Source organism: Nocardia sp. NPDC056100 (assembly GCF_042266325.1).
GTDB lineage: Bacteria > Actinomycetota > Actinomycetes > Mycobacteriales > Mycobacteriaceae > Nocardia.
The window spans coordinates 402,937-418,994 of record NZ_JBHJVY010000001.1 but is presented as its reverse complement, the minus strand read 5'-3'; the positions used below and the strand labels follow the sequence as shown (position 1 = coordinate 418,994).

Genomic DNA, 16,058 nt, shown 5'->3' with positions numbered 1-16,058 from the left:
GGCTGATCCGGGGGCCGAGAAGATGACCGTTGTTCTACCTTGTCCGGCATGGTGCGTCGAGCATGAGGATCCGGACCCGTTCGACCCCTACGACGGCGGACGGCACGGCGGACAGGAAATGTCGGTGCTGGTCGGCCCGCAACCGCGTCCGGTATTGCCCGCTGTCTTCGTGCAGCTGAACGCGCACGACTGTGACGGTTTGCGGCACAACTGGATCGATCTGGTCGCCCCCACCCGCGCACATGCCGAACTCACCGAGGATCAGGCGGTCCGGGTTGCCGATACGCTCATCGCGGTGGCCGATCTCTGGGACTATCGGGTGCTGCCCGATACGCTGCTGCTGGCCGATGAGTGCCCGCCCTGGTGTGTGCAGCACGACGGCGCTCTCGAACAGGATCCGCTGGTGGAGCTGTCGCATCACGGCCGGGCGGCCTCGATTCCGGTCGAGGGTCCGCATCGCTGGAACGCCGAGATTCGAATCCGCCTGTGTGCCAGGGATACTCGTCTCGGCAGGCGGATCGTGATCGCACTGGTCATTCAGGACGACGAACCCACCGAGGTCACCGCGCCGGAGGCCCGCCGCATCGCCGCGGCCCTGCTCAATGCGAGCGATGAGATCTGCGTGCTCTGATCGGGGCCGCCCGCCCCAATGAAACGGCGGTGATTCCTCCGGTTATCGTCGAGGTGTTCGGATGGACAGCTCGGAGATGGAGGTAGTCAAATGGCTCGAATTCCCGCAGTACCAACGTCGTTGCTCGCGGCAGGCAGTCTGGTGGGCGGCTTCGCGCTCGCGCAGGCCACGAAACAGCGGCAACTCGGCGGCGTGGTCTTCGCCGCGGGTACCGCCGCCGCGATTCCGCAGTGGCGCAAGACGATCGGCGTCGGCGGCGCGGCCGCGCTGACCGGCCTGTCGATCGGGGCGATGGGCGCCTCGCATCCGCTGGCCAAGAAGATCGGCGCCTGGCCGTCGGTGGCGGTGGTATCGAGCGCCGTCGCGCTGACCGCCTGGGCCGCGGTGGATCGCAAGGCCTGATCCGGTTTCGCCCGGCGGTTTCGGCGGCCCGCTCACAGCAACGCTCGCTACGCTGCCGGAGTACGCCAGCCCAGCGATCCGAGGACGGTCATGCTCCGATTTTTCCTGATCGGGTTTCTCGCCACGGCCGTCCTCGCGGTCGGCGTGGCCGCCGCCATCGGCTCCTGGGCCTGGTACGTCCTGCTGGTGATCCTGGTGGCGCTGCTCGTGGTGGGTGTCTACGACGTGATCCAGACGCGGCATTCGATCCTGCGCAACTATCCGGTGCTCGGGCATATGCGCTATCTGCTGGAGAGTCTGCGGCCGGAATTGCAGCAGTACTTCATCGAGCGCAATTACGACGGCCGCCCGTACGACCGCGATGTGCGGACCATGATCTACGAGCGTGCCAAGGGCATCAACGGTGAGCTGTCCTTCGGCACCGAACGCGATGTCGAAGCGGTCGGCTACGAATACCTGGTGCACTCCATCGCCCCGGTGACCCAGCCCGCCGAGCCGCCGCGGGTGCTGATCGGCGGCCCGGACTGCACACGGCCGTATTCCATGGCGCTGCTGAATGTTTCGGCCATGAGCTTCGGCGCGCTGTCGGCCAATGCGCTGCGCGCGCTGAATCGCGGTGCGGCACTGGGTGGTTTCGCGCATGACACCGGAGAGGGCGGGCTCACGCCCTACCACCTGGACGGCGGTGGCGATCTGGTGTGGGAGATCGGCTCCGGCTATTTCGGAACCCGTACCGGCGATGGACATTTCGATCCCGCGCGCTTCAAGGACCGGGTCGCGCACGAGCGGATCAAAGCGGTCTCGATCAAACTCAGCCAGGGCGCGAAGCCGGGTCTGGGCGGAGTGCTGCCCGCGGCCAAGGTGACCCCGGAGATCGCCGAATTCCGCGGCGTGCCCGTTCACGAGAAATGCGTCAGCCCCGCCGCGCATTCGGCCTTCTCGACCCCGCGCGAACTGATCCGCTTCATCGCCGGATTGCGGGAGCTCTCCGACGGTAAACCGATCGGCTTCAAACTCTGCGTCGGCTCGCGCGTGGAAGTGCTCGCGCTGTGCAAGGCCATGCTCGCCGAGCGCAGCACACCCGATTTCATCATTATCGACGGCGCCGAAGGCGGCACGGCCGCAGCGCCTTTGGAGTACGAGGACCATATCGGGCTGCCGCTCACCGACGGCCTGATGATCATGCACAACGCACTGGTCGGCGCCGGGCTGCGCGATCGAATCAAACTCGGCGCGAGCGGCAAGATCGCGCTCGGCAATGACATCGTCAAACGGCTCATCCAGGGCGCGGACTTCACCATGGCCGCGCGCGCCATGATGATGGCGGTCGGCTGCATCCAGGCCCAGCGCTGTCACACCAATGAATGCCCGGTGGGTGTGGCGACCCAGGATCCGCGCCGCGCCCGCGCCCTCGACGTCGCGGACAAGAGCGAGCGGGTGTTCCACTATCAGCGGGCCACCACCATGCAGGCCGCGCAGATCATGGCCTCGCTCGGCGTCTCGGAGATCGCGCAACTGACCCCGCATCTGCTGCGCAAGCGCATCTCGCCGACCGAACAGCGCTCCTACGCGGAGCTTTACGAATGGCTCACCCCGAACCAGCTGCTGGAGGAGCCGCCCGCGACCTGGGTGCTGGACTGGGTGGCCGCGGATCCGGATTCGTTCCGCCCGCAATTCGCTGGCCTGGATCGGTAGCCCGGCATGTCATTCTGAGCGGATGGCCGCCGAACACGATCGGACCCGAACGTTCGACCTGCTCGCCCGAGCCGGGGACGCCAATGCCCCGGCCTCGGAACGGGCCGATGCCCTCCAGGCGCTGGCCGCGCTCGAGGACTATCGCGCCATCGAGCCGCTGACCGCCATGGTGCTCGATACCCAAGTGCCCGAACCGATTCGGACGCGGGCCTCCGATGTGGTCGTCGCCTACGAGGACGTCTCCACGCCCGCGCTCCGCCGAACCTGGTGGGGGAGTGGCGATCCGATCGTCATGCGGCACGCGCTGGGCCTGATGGGCCGTACCGAGGCCGATCTGCTCATCCCGGTCGCCGCCGATGACTCGCATCCGCTCCAGCGGGACGCCCTGGCCGCGATGAGCTTCGGTTTCGGAGAGCCCGAATTCATGCCGGTGCTGATTCGCGCCCTCGATCATCGTGATCGCGACATACGCGCGGTGGCGGCGGAAACGCTGCTCTGGGACGAGCCCGTCGCCGCCGAGGAGGGATTGCTCGCGGCGGCCCGGGATCGTTCGGCCGAACTGGCGGCGGTAGCCGTCAACACCCTGCGCTACTACCCGACCCGCCGGGTGCTGCGCGCCGTCGCCGAACTCCGGGATTCCGATGACGCGGGGGTCCGCGCCGCGGCGCTGGAGACATTCGAGGATCTGCGTGCCCAGTTCGAATCGTCCGTTCACACCGCGGGCGCGAAAGAGGCTGCCGCACTGCACGAATGGGTGCGGCCGGTGACCGATCTGCTGCGTCCGCCGCGGCCGGACCACGCACCGCATCCGGCCACGCCCCCGCAACCACCCGCGGAGTTATCGGAGCAGGCGGTGACCGCGATCCTCGGCACTCCGGATCAGGATTGGCTGGAGATGACCGCAACCCTGCGCCGAATCGACTGGGGCGTTTACGATTCCGGCGCACGAGCGCGGCTGACCGAGCGGTTGGCGGCGCACCCCGATCCACTCGTGCGGGAGTGCGCGTGCGCGGTGCTGGTCGGCTGGTCCGATCCCGGCACACTGCTGAAACTCACCGCGGATCCCAGTTTCACGGTCCGCAAGGCCGCCATGTACTCGCTGGTCCTGCTGCCGGTCGACGCCCGAATCGCCACCACCGCATGGGAATACCTCGCGACGGCCACCGGAACGGCGGCCCATGAGGCATTGCGTACCTATGCCGCGCACGCGCCCGCGCCGGAGGCGATCGATCGCCTGGTCGAACTGGCTCGCACCGACCCCCGGGAAGTGATCGGCCACACCGCTATTCACACGCTGGGCGAACTCGAGGCCGCGGATGCCATTCGCGCACTCGCTCCCCTCCTGCACGAGCAGCCGGGCATCACCTGGTCGACGCATATCGCCCTGTTGAACGAACTCGGCGACCTCGGTGCCCCCGTCAAACCGCCCGCCTATCTGGCCACGGTCGACAATCTGGATCTGGCCTGCTCCCTGGCCGAATATCAGAACTGACCGGCGATGAATCCGGCGAACAGCACCCCGAATCCGCCGACCTCGCCGATGATCAGCGCGATCATCGAGACAGTGGTGCCGATCTTGCCGGTCTGACCGTGGAACTGGTTGGTGGTGTCCCGCAGCAGGCCGTGCACGATATAGGCGGCGATGGCGGCGACGAAGAAGATCAGCACCACGATATCGGCGGTCAGATTCACCGCGGTCGGCCAGCTGCTGAGTTCGGTGAAGACCGCGAGCAGCAGGGTGGCGAAGGAGTAGAGCAGGGTCGCGCGGTGCGCGATATCGACGTATACATGCGCGGTCGCGTCCGGGGAGGTGCGGATCTGCTCGTACTTCCAGACCCCGAGCAGCAGCGCCAGCAGGAACAGCAGCCCGGCGGCGGCCAGGGTGATCCGGGTGTCGATACCCAGTTCGAACGCCGTCGCCAGCTCGCTCGTGTTCATGACTCTCCTCGTATCGCCCGCACCGTCGATCGCGAATGTAACCGGTTTCGGATGCCGGGAAAAGCCATTGGTTAACGGCGTTTAGTCGCTCTCGAGGTCCGCCGGGCCGAAGACGCCCCGGAAAATATCCGCGCCGTGACTGGTCGGTTCGGGCGGACCGGCGGTCAGCCGATAGGTGCGCCTGCCCTCGGCATCGCGCCGGGCACGCAGGAACAGATCGGTGCCGTGCGCGGCGAGATGGCGGCGGTGTGCGAACTCGTACAGGTGGGTGACCAGGATGATCTTGACGCCGGAATCGAGCAGTGCGGAGATGATCGGATCGGCGATGGCGGCCGCGTCGCGCTCATTGGTGGAGGCGAAGGGTTCATTGCACAGCAGCAGCGCGCCCGGGGTGAGGGCGTCGATGATCTCGCCCATGCGGGACAGCTCCTCGTCGAGGCGGCCGTGCGTCATGGTGGGATCCTCGGCGCGCACGAAATGCGAGAAGCTGCCCTCGCGGACATCGGCGCGAAAAGTCTTGGCGGTGACGAACATTCCGGCCTGCATCAGCAATTGCGCGGTCCCGGCGCTGCGCAGGAAGGTCGATTTACCGCCGCTGTTGGCCCCGGTGACGACCACCAGGGTCGACCCGTCCGCGTCGATGTCGTTGCCGATCACCTCGGACGTGTTCAGGCACAGCACCGCATCACGCAAATCCGTGGCGCGCATGAGGTTCGCACCCGCCGCGACCGGTTCCGGGAAGCAGACGGGCGCACCGGACCGGGTCAGTCGCTCGTGCAGGTTCACCCCGCCGAGATAGAAGGCCAGTTCGGTGCGCAGCTGCCGGAAGAAGTCCTGCACATTGTCGGTGACCCGGGAGATCACCTCGGCGACGCCGTCCAGCGGCGGTTCGATGACCGCCCGCAGCGGATCGCCGTCATGGAATTCGAAATTGTCGAAGGCCTCGAACACGGTCCCGGAACGGCGGCCCAGCCGCAGCCGTTTGGCGGCGGCCGGCGGCTCGTGCAGCATGATCCGATCGGCCTTGTTCCCGGTGCCCAGTGCCGCGCTGAAATGGATGCCGTGCTCGAAATACAGTGCGGCCACATGCTGTTCGAGACGCGCGAGATAGTCCTCGTCCAATTGCTCGGCCAGTACCCGCCGCAAGCGCCGCAGCCCGTCCGAGGTGCAGGATGCGGCGTATTTCTCCAGTGTCTGCCGCAGTTGCCGCAGGTGGCCGATCAACGCCTCCAGCGGTTGCAGCGCCAGCCCCAGTTTGCCGCGCGGTTCGCGGGTGCGCCCGGTGGTCCAGCGCCGCACCGTGGTCGCGGCGGCGGTCACCGCGTAGAGGGCGCGCGGCAGATCGGGATCGGCGCAGCAGTCCGCGAGCACGCCCTGCCGGTGCCGGATGATCGCGCAATCGGTGAGGCCCACGGGCACAACGGTTTTCACGACCTGGGCGATGAATTCGTCACCGGCCGCCATGGCCGCGTAGAGCTCGTCCAGGCCGAGATCATCGGTGAGCGCCGCACCATTGCGCGCACCGTGCACGATCGCGCCGGGTGGATGCAGCAGGCCGATCGGGATCATCGAATCCTCGCGCGAATCTCGTGGTAGGTCAGTCCGTGTCGCTGTGCGACCGCCGCCGCGTAGGCCAGTCCGTCGGGCAGGCGGCGTTCGATTCGGAAGGTGCGCACCGGATCATCACCGGATTCCACGCCCGCGACCATGCTGACCACCTCCGGCCGGACGGTGGCGAGTTCGTCCAGGAAGGTCACGTACACCGCCACCGCGCCGCGTTCGATGATGCGCCCGACCACGTCCGCGCCGATCGCCACGGCATCGGAAGCGGTGGTGGTACTGAAGCTTTCGTTCAGCACGACCACACTGCGCGCGGTGAGCCGGTCCAGGATATCGCGCATGCGGGTGAGCTCCTGCGCCAGCGCGCCGTGCGGATCCTCGATATCGTCCGCGCGGATGAAATGCGTGAACACGTTGTCCGGCAGCATGGTTCGCGCGCGCGTCCCGGGAATCGGGCAGCCGAGCGCGGCCAGATACAGCGACTGCCCGACCATGCGGGCGAATGTGCTCTTCCCGCCCTGATTGGGGCCGGTGACCGCGAGCACGCGCTCGCGGCCGTCGAGCCGAAAACCATTGCGCACCACGGTCGCCTGCCGTTTGGCGAGGGCGAAGCCGAGGGCCGCGTCGAAACCGTCCACCACCTCGATCCCGGCGAACTCGGCCGTGACCTCCGGATAGCAGAACGGCATACCGCGGGCGCGCAGCCCGCGCACCAGGCGCAGATAGTCGAGGTAGAAGCGCACCTCGGCGTCGAATCGCGCGATGACCGGATCGATGAAATCCCGATACCGCTCGGCATGGCGGCCCAGCCGTTCGAAGACGGCCGGATGCTGATCGATGACGGCCGCGATGACCTGCTCCTCGACCTCGTTCATATCCGGCCACGGATCCACCGCGGGCGGCCGGGCGGGATCACCCTCGGGCCGGAACCGCGCGAAGGCCGCCGCGATGGTCTCGCTGAAATCGGGCTGGCCGCCGTACCGGTCGATGACCAGCTGGCGGCCGGTCACCTGCACCGAATAGCGCACGGCATCGAGCTCCGCGCGTACCCCCGCCCCGTCCTCGGCGAAGCCGCGGAACGAATCGAGATCGACGTAGCCGGACAGCCACGCCGCCCACTCCCGCAATCCGGTCGAGTGCAGCGGCAGTCCCCGCAGCGCGATGCTCATCCCGCGCACCGTGCGGCAGTACACCGCCTCGGCGTCGATCTGCCAGCGATTGCGCTGCTGCGGATGAGTCAGCCGTCCCGCGCGCTCCAGATGCGCGCGCACCGAGCGCATTCCGTCGACGAAGGCTTCGAAGACCGAACGGACCGCGTCATCCTCGAGATCACCGAATACCCGCTGCCGGAATTCGACCAGTGCGATATCGCGGAGCGGCCGGTACTGCGCGGCCCGGTGTTCCGCGCCGCCGGTGGCCGCGAAGACCTGATCGAGATTCAGATCGGTGAGCGTCGTATCCTCGGCCGTCTCCGGCCCGGCAGCATCGGCATGGCCCCACAGAATGCTGCCGAAGTCCATCGATTCGCACTCCTGTCAGGCCGTATCGTGACGGCGGTGCCGCCCCCCGGTGTCCGGTTCGATGCTGATGCGCGGTAATTCGGTGGTGGTTTCGCCATCGCCGCGAAGGCGCGAGCAGAATTCCTCGACGCTCCCGTATCTGGAGAGCACCTCGCTCAGCAACTGATGTGTATTCGTCACTGCCACTGTTGTTTTCGCCACCTCTGATCGGATGAGCTACCGAGCAATAACCGCACAGCTTGTGGACCGTCGATCACTGTAGTGGCGGGGGCACGAGCGCGTGAATGGCCAGTTGATGACCATTCGTGCCAACTTACGGTGTGACCCGGGGTGTCGGCGCGGTGACCGGGCGGCCTGTCAGGACCGGGCGGACGGTTCGAGTTCGGGTTGCGGCACACCGTTGAACAGATCGACGAGTCCGTACGGCGCGCGATCGCCGAGGCAGAGGTCGAGGATCTCGTGTGCGTCCGCGTAGAACGCGGCGCTGCGCGGGAACAGGCTCGCCTCGTACGCGGTCAGGGCGGCCTCGATATCGCCGGGGTGCGCGGCGATGGCGAGTGCGAGTTCCGCGCCGTCGAGCATGGCCAGGTTCGCGCCGTCGCCGGAGGGCGGCATGAGGTGGGCGGCATCGCCGATCAGCGTCACCCCGCGCGTCCGGTCCCAGTGATGTCCGTCCGGCAGGGTGCGGATCATGCGCGGCACGGGTGCGGATTCACCCTCGGTGATGAGCGCGGTGAGTTCCGGTGCCCAGCCGTCGAATTCGGCCGCGATGCGCGCGGTCGCCGCGGCGGCGTCGGTGAAATCGATATCCGCGATCCAGGCGGCCGAGCGGTTGAGCTGCACGTAGGTGTGCAGTGTGCCGCCCGATTCCCGGTGCGCCGTAATGCCTTTGCCGGGTGTGGCCGCGTACATCGCACCGTCGCCGACCATGGCGGCGATGGCGGGATGCCGCTGATCGGCGTCGTACAGATAGGTTTCGATGAAGGTGGTGCCGATGTACTCGGGCGTCGCGTCCGAGAGCAGCGGCCGGATCCTGGACCACGCGCCGTCCGCGCCCACGAGCAGATCGCTGATCACGGTCGAACCGTCCGCGAAGGTGAGTTCGTGCCGTCCGTCGCCGAGCGGGCGCACGCCGGTGACCTTGTGGCCCCACCGAATCGTGTCCGCGGGCAGTGAATCGAGCAGGATCTGCCGCAACTCCCCGCGCAGTACCTCGGGCCGGGTCGCCAGTCCGTCGTCGGCGACGTCGAGCAGTAGCCGGCCGTCGCGGTCGAAGACGCGCTGTGCCTCCGCGCCGGCGTGGATGATCGCCCGGAATTCGTCGGTGAGCCCGGCCGCCTCGAGTGCGAACTGCCCGTCGTCCTGATGGATGTCCAGCTGACCGCCCTGGGTGCGGGCGGCGGCGGAGGCTTCGGCCTCGTAGATGGTGGCGGTGATGCCGTGTACGTGCAGGACGCGAGCCAGGGTCAGGCCGCCCAGTCCCGCTCCGATGATGGTGATCGATGTCGTCATGATGCGCTCCCTTCAAAGCTCTCTGGAACGTTGTTCCACAAACCAGTTTGGAACAACGTTCCAGACATGTCAAGATGAAGATTGTGACGACCAAGAAGCAGCGGCCCGAACGCCGCGCGGACGCACTGTCCAAGGAGCGGATCGTCGAGACCGCGATAGCGATCCTCGATACCGAGGGCGAGGCCGCGCTCACCTTCCGTGCGCTCTCGGCCCGCCTGGCCACCGGCAGCGGCGCGATCTACTGGCATGTCGCGAACAAGAACGATCTGCTCGCCGCCGCGGCGGACGACATCATCGCCCGGGTCATGACCGAGGTGCCCGCGGGCGCGGAACCGCGCGAATCCATTCGCGCCGTCGCCCTGGGCGTCTTCGACGCGATCGACGCCCACCCCTGGGTGGGAGCCCAACTCTCCAGTGAGCCATGGCATTCCGCGAATATGCGGATTCTGGAGGGCGTCGGCGGACAGCTCGAGGCCCTCGGCGTGCCCGAATCAGCGCAGTTCGACGCGGCTTCCGCCCTGGTGAACTACATCCACGGCCTCGCGGGCCAGTACGCCGCGGGCGCGCGCATAGCCCGCGAAACCGATCGCGCGGCCTTCCTGGCCACGGTCGCGGACCGCTGGACCCGGCACGATCCGGAGCGATACCCCTTCGTGCACAGGATCGCCGCGCAACTGGCCGACCATGACGATCGGGCGCAGTTCCGCGCCGGTCTCGACCTCATCCTGGCGGGTATCGACACGCTCCGATAGCCGGGTGGCCTACCGCCCGGCGTACTCGGAATCAGCCGCGGGCGGCCTGTTCGATGACATCGGCGACCGCGAGCGGCTGCGAGACCAGCGAGGCGTGCGAGGCCGTGATCTCGCTGGTGTGCGCGTGCATGCGCTGTGCCATATAGCGCTGGGACGCGGGCGGAATGACCTGGTCCTGGCTGGAGACCAGATACCAGCTGGGCGTATTCGACCAGGCGGCGGGACCGGACGGTTCGAGATTGGCGGTCAGCGCGAGCGAGCGCTGATGCGTGATCATGTCCGCGGCCGTGGCATCGGAGACGTCCTGGGCGAACACCTCGTGGAAGTACGCCGGATCGACGTAGGCGTCGAGGCCGCCGTCGGCCACCTTGACCGACAGGGCGGGCGGCAGCAGTCGACTGCCCGGGAATTGCACCGGATTGATCTCCAGCAGTGCGGGCTCGCCCGGTGTCGGCGCGAATCCCGCGATATAGACCAGGGCCGTGACCTTCGGATCGGACACATTGGTGATCACCGTGCCACCGTAGGAGTGCCCGACCAGCACGATCGGCCCCGACATTCCGTTCAGGGTGCGCTCGATGGCGGCCGCGTCATTGGCGGGTCCGCGTAATGGGTTGTCGGGCACCACGACTCGATATCCGTCGGCGCGCAATTTCGCGGCGACGCCGTCCCAACTGGTGGCGTCCGCGAACGCGCCGTGCACCAGGACGACGGTCGGCAGAGCGGGTTCCGCGTGCGCGGTGACCCCGGTGAGCCCCAGGACGGCCGCCGCGCTCAAAACGCCGGTCCGCAGTGTTGTCGGTATCCGCATGATCGTTCTCCTGTCCCAGCGGGCAGTTGACGAATGAAACGCTATACCTATCCGGCGCGCAATTCCGTGTCACCTAGGCGGCACAGAATTCATTGCCCTCGGGATCACGCATGACCCACCAGTGCCCGGCCGGTCCCTGGTCGACCTCGTGCACGCGCTCGGCCCCGAGGCTCTCCAGCCGCTTGACCAGTGCTTCCAGTTCACCCGGCACGCCGTGCACATCGATATGCAGGCGATTCTTCACGGATTTGGGTTCGGGGACGTCCTGGAAGAGCAGTCGCCTGCCGTGGCCCGCGCCGCTGAGCGGATCGAAGGGATCCTCGGGGTGCCGGATACCTGCCAGTCCGCGAAAAGTCTTGTGGCCATTGTGTTCTCGAACGGCCTCCGGCGGCAGGTGCCCCGCGGCGAGCAATTGTTCGATGAGCGGGCTCGGATCCTCGACCTCGTATTCCAGTGCGGCGGCCCAGAAATCCGCCAGGACCGGGGCGTCCGCGCTGTCGATGACAAGCTTCCAATTCAATGCCATACCGACTGTTATAGCGCCCCGGCGGGCGATTCACAGGAAACACCCAGCGCACATACAGCGTCACCGAGGTTGCCAACGCCACCATCTAGCCATGACGGTGTGGCACAACGATTCGGAACCGGGGCTGAGCGGGACGTGAACCTGCGGAAGACGCTGGCTCGGCGGGCCTCCTCGGTACCGCTCCGAATCGGCTTGGTGGTGGCGATGGTGGCGCTCGCGGCACTGGTGCTCCTCGCCTCGGGGGTGGCGCTGACCTCCGCTTTATCGCGTTCGCTGACCTCGCGAACCGATGAGCAACTCTTCGACGCCGCGCGCGGCTGGGCGCAGCCGCGCGCGATGAAGCAGATCACCACCGAGGACGGTCGTGCGGTGTGGGTGCCCACCGATGCGCCGCGTCCGCCGCAACCTGTGAAGACGACGGGCGAACAGCCCCGCCGATTCTATGAACTGCGCAAGGGCCCGGACGGCACGGTGTATTCGGAATTCCTTGCCGGAGGCGATGATTCGACCCCGGCGCTGTCGGATCTGCACGGCGACGGCCCGGCCACGGTGCGCTCCACCGATGAATCCATGCCGCGCTGGCGGGTGCTCACCATCGCCAACGAATACGGCTCGACGACCATCGGCATCTCGCTGGCCGAGAACCGCGAGACCATTTCCGGCCTGATCTATTTCGAACTGGCCACCGGCATAACGGCTTTGCTGGTGCTCGGCACCGGCGGCTATCTGGTGGTGCGCCGCAGTCTGCGCCCGCTGCGCCAGGTGGAGGAGACCGCCGCGGCCATCGCGGGCGGTGATCTGCATCGCCGGGTGCCGGTGCGCAATGTCGATACCGAGGTCGATCATCTGGCCCGCTCACTCAATGAAATGCTGGCCCAGATCCAGCACGGCGTGGCCGCGACCGAGGCGCAGGAGGAGGCCGCCCGGCGTTCGGAGGCGAAGATGCGCCGCTTCATCGCCGACGCCAGCCATGAACTGCGCACCCCGCTGACCACCATTCGAGGTTTCGCCGAGCTGTACCGGCAGGGCGCGAGCGCCGATGCCGCCGGAATTCTCACCAGGATCGAGGCCGAGGCCGCGCGGATGGGGCTGCTGGTCGAGGATCTGCTCATGCTGGCCCGGGTCGACGCGAACCGCCCGTTCGAGCGGAAGCCGGTGGATCTGCTGACCATCGGCTCGGACGCCGTGCACAACGCCCAGGCCATCGCCGCGCGCCAGCAGGTCACCGCGGACGCACCGGCCCGCCCGATCAAGCTCGAGGTGTGCCCGGGGGAGGGCACCCTCCAGGTCGTCGGCGATGAGGCCCGTTTGCGGCAGGTGCTGGCGAATCTGGTCGGCAACGCCCTGACCCATACGCCCGCCCCGGCCCCGATCACGGTGCGGCTCACACCGTCTCCCGATGAGGTCCGGATCGATGTCGAGGACAAGGGTCCGGGCTTGGCCCCCGATGCCGCCATGCGGGTCTTCGAACGCTTCTATCGCACCGATTCCTCGCGCACTCGTGCCAGCGGCGGCACCGGCCTGGGTCTGTCCATCGTGCAGGCCCTGGTGGCCGCGCACGGTGGCCGGGTGACGGTCGACACCGCCCCGGGCGCGGGGGCGACCTTCACGGTCCGGTTGCCGCGGGAGGTTCCGCCGGGCACGCCCGTCACGAGCTGACGCCGAGCCGCGATCGCGGTGTTTTCGCCCTCGGATACCCGCAGGTAGAGATCAATTCGGGCTGATTACGTTTTGATAACGACCGAGTGGGTACTCGGTATCTGTCGGATTCGTAGAGAAGTGAGGAACTTCATGAACGAGGCGATAGCCACCAAGGACAGCTATGACGATATCGAGGTGCGGTTCACCGAATGGTCGCACCTCGATCGTGATGACCCGCACTGGGAGGTGCTGCGCGAACGCATCATCGAACTGTGCCTGCCGCTGGCCGAGCACATCGCGCGCCGGTACAAGGGCCGCGGTGAGGAGTTCGACGATCTGCACCAGGTGGCTTCGATGGGATTGGTGGCGGCCGTCGACCGCTTCGACGTGACGCGCGGGAGTTCATTCCTGTCCTTCGCGGTGCCGACGGTTATGGGTGAGGTGCGGCGGCATTTTCGCGATAACACGTGGTCGGTGCGAGTTCCGCGCAGCGCCAAGGAATTACAGGGCCGCATCGCCCCGGCGGTCGAAGTACTGGCGCAACGGCTGGAGCGCATGCCCACCGCGCGGGAGATCGCCGCCGAACTCGAGGTCGAATTGGCCGAGGTCACCAAGGCTTTGGTGGCGCGCAATGCGTATCAGGCGAGTTCGCTCGACGCGACCCGCGATAGCGAATCCGGGGAATCCCCGCTGGTCGCCACGCTCGGCGCGGAGGAGCCGTCGTATCGGCTGCTGGAGAACGCGCTCGCGGTGGGCCCGCTGCTGGCGAAATTGCCCGCGCGCGAACGCCAAATTCTGCACTGGCGCTTCTTCGAGAATCGGACCCAGTCCGAGATCGGCCAGCGATTGGGCGTCTCACAAATGCAGGTTTCGCGATTGCTCACGCGCACCCTGTCCGACCTGCGTGAACAGGCACTCGGCCCGGAAGAGTTCGCGCGCACCGCGTAATCCGGCCGTCACGCACGCACGGTGCCGGCGCTCCGGTCCATACGGTTTCCTGGGAACGACTCACAGCTTCGTCTGTTACGGTCTCGCGGCCGACTCAGGGCAGAACGAGGTTGGAGGCGCAGTTCTATTGCACGGCAATACTTCCGGGATTCAGAATGGCCGGGGTGCGCACCGGCGCCAGCCCGCGATCAAGGTACTGCGCGGTCGCGCGGTGATAGCCGCGGTGGCCGCGGGCGCGGCGGTGGCCGCCACGCAGGCCGGTATGCAGCAGGCGCATGAACAACCCGCGGACACTTCCGCCACCGAGGAGTTGGCGGCCTTACAGCCGGCCACCCTGGATGGCACCGATGCGCATTTCCCGGAGATTCTCGATGCCGCCCAGGTGGAGAATCCCGAAGACTTCCAAGACATTCTGCGCAATGGCGAGCAATTCGAGGCCGATATCGCGGCCCGTGCCGCCTCGAAACTGCGCCCGCTGTTCGTGAAATTCGCCGAGGGCACCTTCACCTCGGGTTTCGGTTCGCGCTGGGGCGCGGAACATTTGGGCGTGGATATCGCCGCCCCGATCGGAACGCCGATCTACGCCGTCGAGGACGGCAAGGTGATCAGTGCTGGTCCGGCCTCGGGTTTCGGCATGTGGGTGCGACTTCAGCACGATGACGGCACCATCACCGTCTACGGGCATGTTGATACCGCGACGGTCGATGTGGGTCAGCGGGTGCTGGCGGGTGATCAGATCGCCACGGTCGGCAATCGCGGTTTCTCCACCGGTCCGCACTGCCATTTCGAGGTGTGGCTCAATGGCGCGGACAAGGTCGATCCGCTGCCGTGGCTGGCCAGTCGTGGCATTTCGCTGGGCCCCGAACGGGATTGACCGCCCCGGTGGCCGCCCGCGTCGAGCGGGCCACCGGCGGCGATCGTGGTCAGGCCGTGCGCACGCGCAGCTGATCCGCCCACCGCAGCGCGGGTTCGATCAATCGCGCGGCGACCGGTCCCAGTACGGCCATGATCAGCACGTAGGTGGTCGCGAGCGCCGCGAACGCGGGCGGCACCGCCCCGTACGCGACCGCGAGACCCGCGATGACGATGGAGAATTCACCGCGCGCCACCAGTGCCGATCCGGCGCGAGCGCGTCCGTAGCGGGAAGCCCCGGCCCGCCCGGCCGCCCACCATCCGGTCGCGATCTTGGTTCCGGCGGTGAGCACCGCCAGCACGATCGCCCAGCCGAGCACCGGCGGAATACTCGCCGGATCGGTGCTGAGCCCGAACAGTACGAAGAACAGCGCCGCGAACAGATCGCGCAGCGGTTCCAGCAGTTTGGTGGCATTGTGCGCGGTGGAATCGGAGATGGCGATACCGAGCAGGAACGCCCCGACCGCCGCCGAAACCTGTAGCGCGGAAGCGATTCCCGCGATCAGCAGGGCGGAGCCGAGCAGTTTGAGCAGGAAGATCTCCCGGTCCTGGCTGTCGACGATCTTGGAGACGTACTTCCCGTAGCGCAGCGCGACCACCAGCACCACGGTGACCGCGGTGAGCGCGATGGCGACCGTTTTCATACCCGCCGCGAATCCGGCCCCGGCCAGGATGGCGGTGAGCACCGGCAGATATCCGGCCATCACCAGATCCTCGAACACCAGGATCGACAGAATCGTCGGGGTCTCCCGGTTGCCAAGTCGCCCAAGGTCATTGAGCACCTTGGCGACGATTCCGGAGGAGGAGATATAGGTGACGCCCGCCATGGCGACCGCCCCGGTGGCTCCCCACCCCAGGATCAGCGCCACCGCTACGCCGGGCACCGCGTTGAGTACCAGATCCACCACGCCCGCAGCCCAGGAGCTGCGCAGCCCGGTCACCAATTCGCTTGCGGTGTATTCCAATCCGAGCAGCAGGAGCAGCAGTACCACGCCGATCTCGCTGGCCAGTTCGATGAACTGGTCCACATGCTGCAATTCGATCAGCCCGCCGGTGCCGAACACCAGCCCGCCGATCAGGTACAGCGGGATCGGTGACATCCCGATCCGCGCCGCCAATCGTCCGAGCAATCCCAATCCGAAGAGCACCGCGCCCAGTTGAACCAGTGACAGTGCGGTTTCATGCGCGACCATTCAGCTCAGCCGTCCGT

Annotated in this window: 14 protein-coding genes and 1 pseudogene; 8 read left to right on the top strand and 7 right to left on the bottom strand. The window is 67.2% G+C overall.

Going from position 1 to position 16,058, the window contains the following annotated elements; genetic code table 11:
- Positions 1 to 22 precede the first annotated feature (22 nt).
- From ACFC0O_RS02005 to ACFC0O_RS01990, 4 genes are all read left to right on the top strand, one after another.
- Positions 23 to 631 (top strand): DUF6907 domain-containing protein, encoded by a 609-nt coding sequence (locus ACFC0O_RS02005; RefSeq protein WP_364635582.1) that lies wholly within the window; start codon positions 23 to 25, stop codon positions 629 to 631.
- Between the two features lie 90 nt (positions 632 to 721).
- Entirely contained in the window at positions 722 to 1,033 is a 312-nt protein-coding gene (locus ACFC0O_RS02000; protein ID WP_375953015.1) for a hypothetical protein, read from the top strand.
- Positions 1,034 to 1,123: 90 nt separating this feature from the next.
- A complete protein-coding gene (locus ACFC0O_RS01995) occupies positions 1,124 to 2,728 on the top strand; it encodes an FMN-binding glutamate synthase family protein (RefSeq protein ID WP_375953013.1) in 1,605 nt (534 codons plus the stop codon).
- A 22-nt stretch (positions 2,729 to 2,750) separates the two neighbouring features.
- A complete protein-coding gene (locus ACFC0O_RS01990; RefSeq protein ID WP_375953011.1) occupies positions 2,751 to 4,220 on the top strand; it encodes a hypothetical protein in 1,470 nt (489 codons plus the stop codon).
- Here the strand turns inward: ACFC0O_RS01990 and ACFC0O_RS01985 are convergent.
- The 4 genes from ACFC0O_RS01985 to ACFC0O_RS01970 form a co-directional block, all read right to left on the bottom strand.
- Entirely contained in the window at positions 4,211 to 4,666 is a 456-nt protein-coding gene (locus tag ACFC0O_RS01985; RefSeq protein WP_375953009.1) for a hypothetical protein, read from the bottom strand. The genes ACFC0O_RS01990 and ACFC0O_RS01985 overlap by 10 nt on opposite strands.
- Before the next feature lie 81 nt (positions 4,667 to 4,747).
- Positions 4,748 to 6,235 carry a DNA mismatch repair protein gene (locus ACFC0O_RS01980; protein ID WP_375953007.1) on the bottom strand — a complete coding sequence of 496 codons (1,488 nt, stop codon included), beginning with the start codon at positions 6,233 to 6,235 and terminating at the stop codon, positions 4,748 to 4,750.
- Complete coding sequence (locus ACFC0O_RS01975) at positions 6,232 to 7,746, bottom strand: DNA mismatch repair protein MutS (protein WP_375953005.1); 1,515 nt, start codon at positions 7,744 to 7,746, stop codon at positions 6,232 to 6,234. Before ACFC0O_RS01975 ends, ACFC0O_RS01980 begins: the two co-directional genes overlap by 4 nt.
- Before the next feature lie 357 nt (positions 7,747 to 8,103).
- A complete protein-coding gene (locus tag ACFC0O_RS01970; protein WP_375953003.1) occupies positions 8,104 to 9,258 on the bottom strand; it encodes an FAD-dependent oxidoreductase in 1,155 nt (384 codons plus the stop codon).
- 74 nt (positions 9,259 to 9,332) lie between these two features.
- Between ACFC0O_RS01970 and ACFC0O_RS01965 the strand changes: the two genes are divergently transcribed.
- Positions 9,333 to 10,010, top strand: coding sequence for a TetR/AcrR family transcriptional regulator (locus ACFC0O_RS01965; RefSeq protein ID WP_375953001.1), 678 nt, complete (start codon positions 9,333 to 9,335; stop codon positions 10,008 to 10,010).
- 31 nt (positions 10,011 to 10,041) lie between these two features.
- Here the strand turns inward: ACFC0O_RS01965 and ACFC0O_RS01960 are convergent, their stop codons facing one another.
- Positions 10,042 to 10,821: an alpha/beta hydrolase gene (locus ACFC0O_RS01960; protein WP_375952998.1), complete on the bottom strand. Its 780-nt coding sequence runs from the start codon at positions 10,819 to 10,821 to the stop codon at positions 10,042 to 10,044.
- Between the two features lie 73 nt (positions 10,822 to 10,894).
- Positions 10,895 to 11,347, bottom strand: a complete 453-nt coding sequence (locus ACFC0O_RS01955) for a VOC family protein (RefSeq protein WP_364635556.1) — start codon at positions 11,345 to 11,347, stop codon at positions 10,895 to 10,897.
- Between the two features lie 135 nt (positions 11,348 to 11,482).
- Here ACFC0O_RS01955 and ACFC0O_RS01950 point away from each other — a divergent pair, with 135 nt between their 5' ends.
- The 3 genes and pseudogenes from ACFC0O_RS01950 to ACFC0O_RS01940 all read left to right on the top strand — a co-directional run.
- Positions 11,483 to 13,006, top strand: a complete 1,524-nt coding sequence (locus ACFC0O_RS01950; RefSeq protein ID WP_375952994.1) for a sensor histidine kinase — start codon at positions 11,483 to 11,485, stop codon at positions 13,004 to 13,006.
- A gap of 132 nt (positions 13,007 to 13,138) precedes the next feature.
- Positions 13,139 to 13,936, top strand: a complete 798-nt coding sequence (locus ACFC0O_RS01945) for an RNA polymerase sigma factor SigF (RefSeq protein ID WP_375952991.1) — start codon at positions 13,139 to 13,141, stop codon at positions 13,934 to 13,936.
- Positions 13,937 to 14,375: 439 nt separating this feature from the next.
- Positions 14,376 to 14,810, top strand: a pseudogene (locus ACFC0O_RS01940) (M23 family metallopeptidase); the annotation flags it as partial.
- A 49-nt stretch (positions 14,811 to 14,859) separates the two neighbouring features.
- Here the strand turns inward: ACFC0O_RS01940 and ACFC0O_RS01935 are convergent.
- Positions 14,860 to 16,041, bottom strand: coding sequence for a cation:proton antiporter (locus tag ACFC0O_RS01935; protein WP_375952988.1), 1,182 nt, complete (start codon positions 16,039 to 16,041; stop codon positions 14,860 to 14,862).
- Positions 16,042 to 16,058 lie beyond the last annotated feature (17 nt).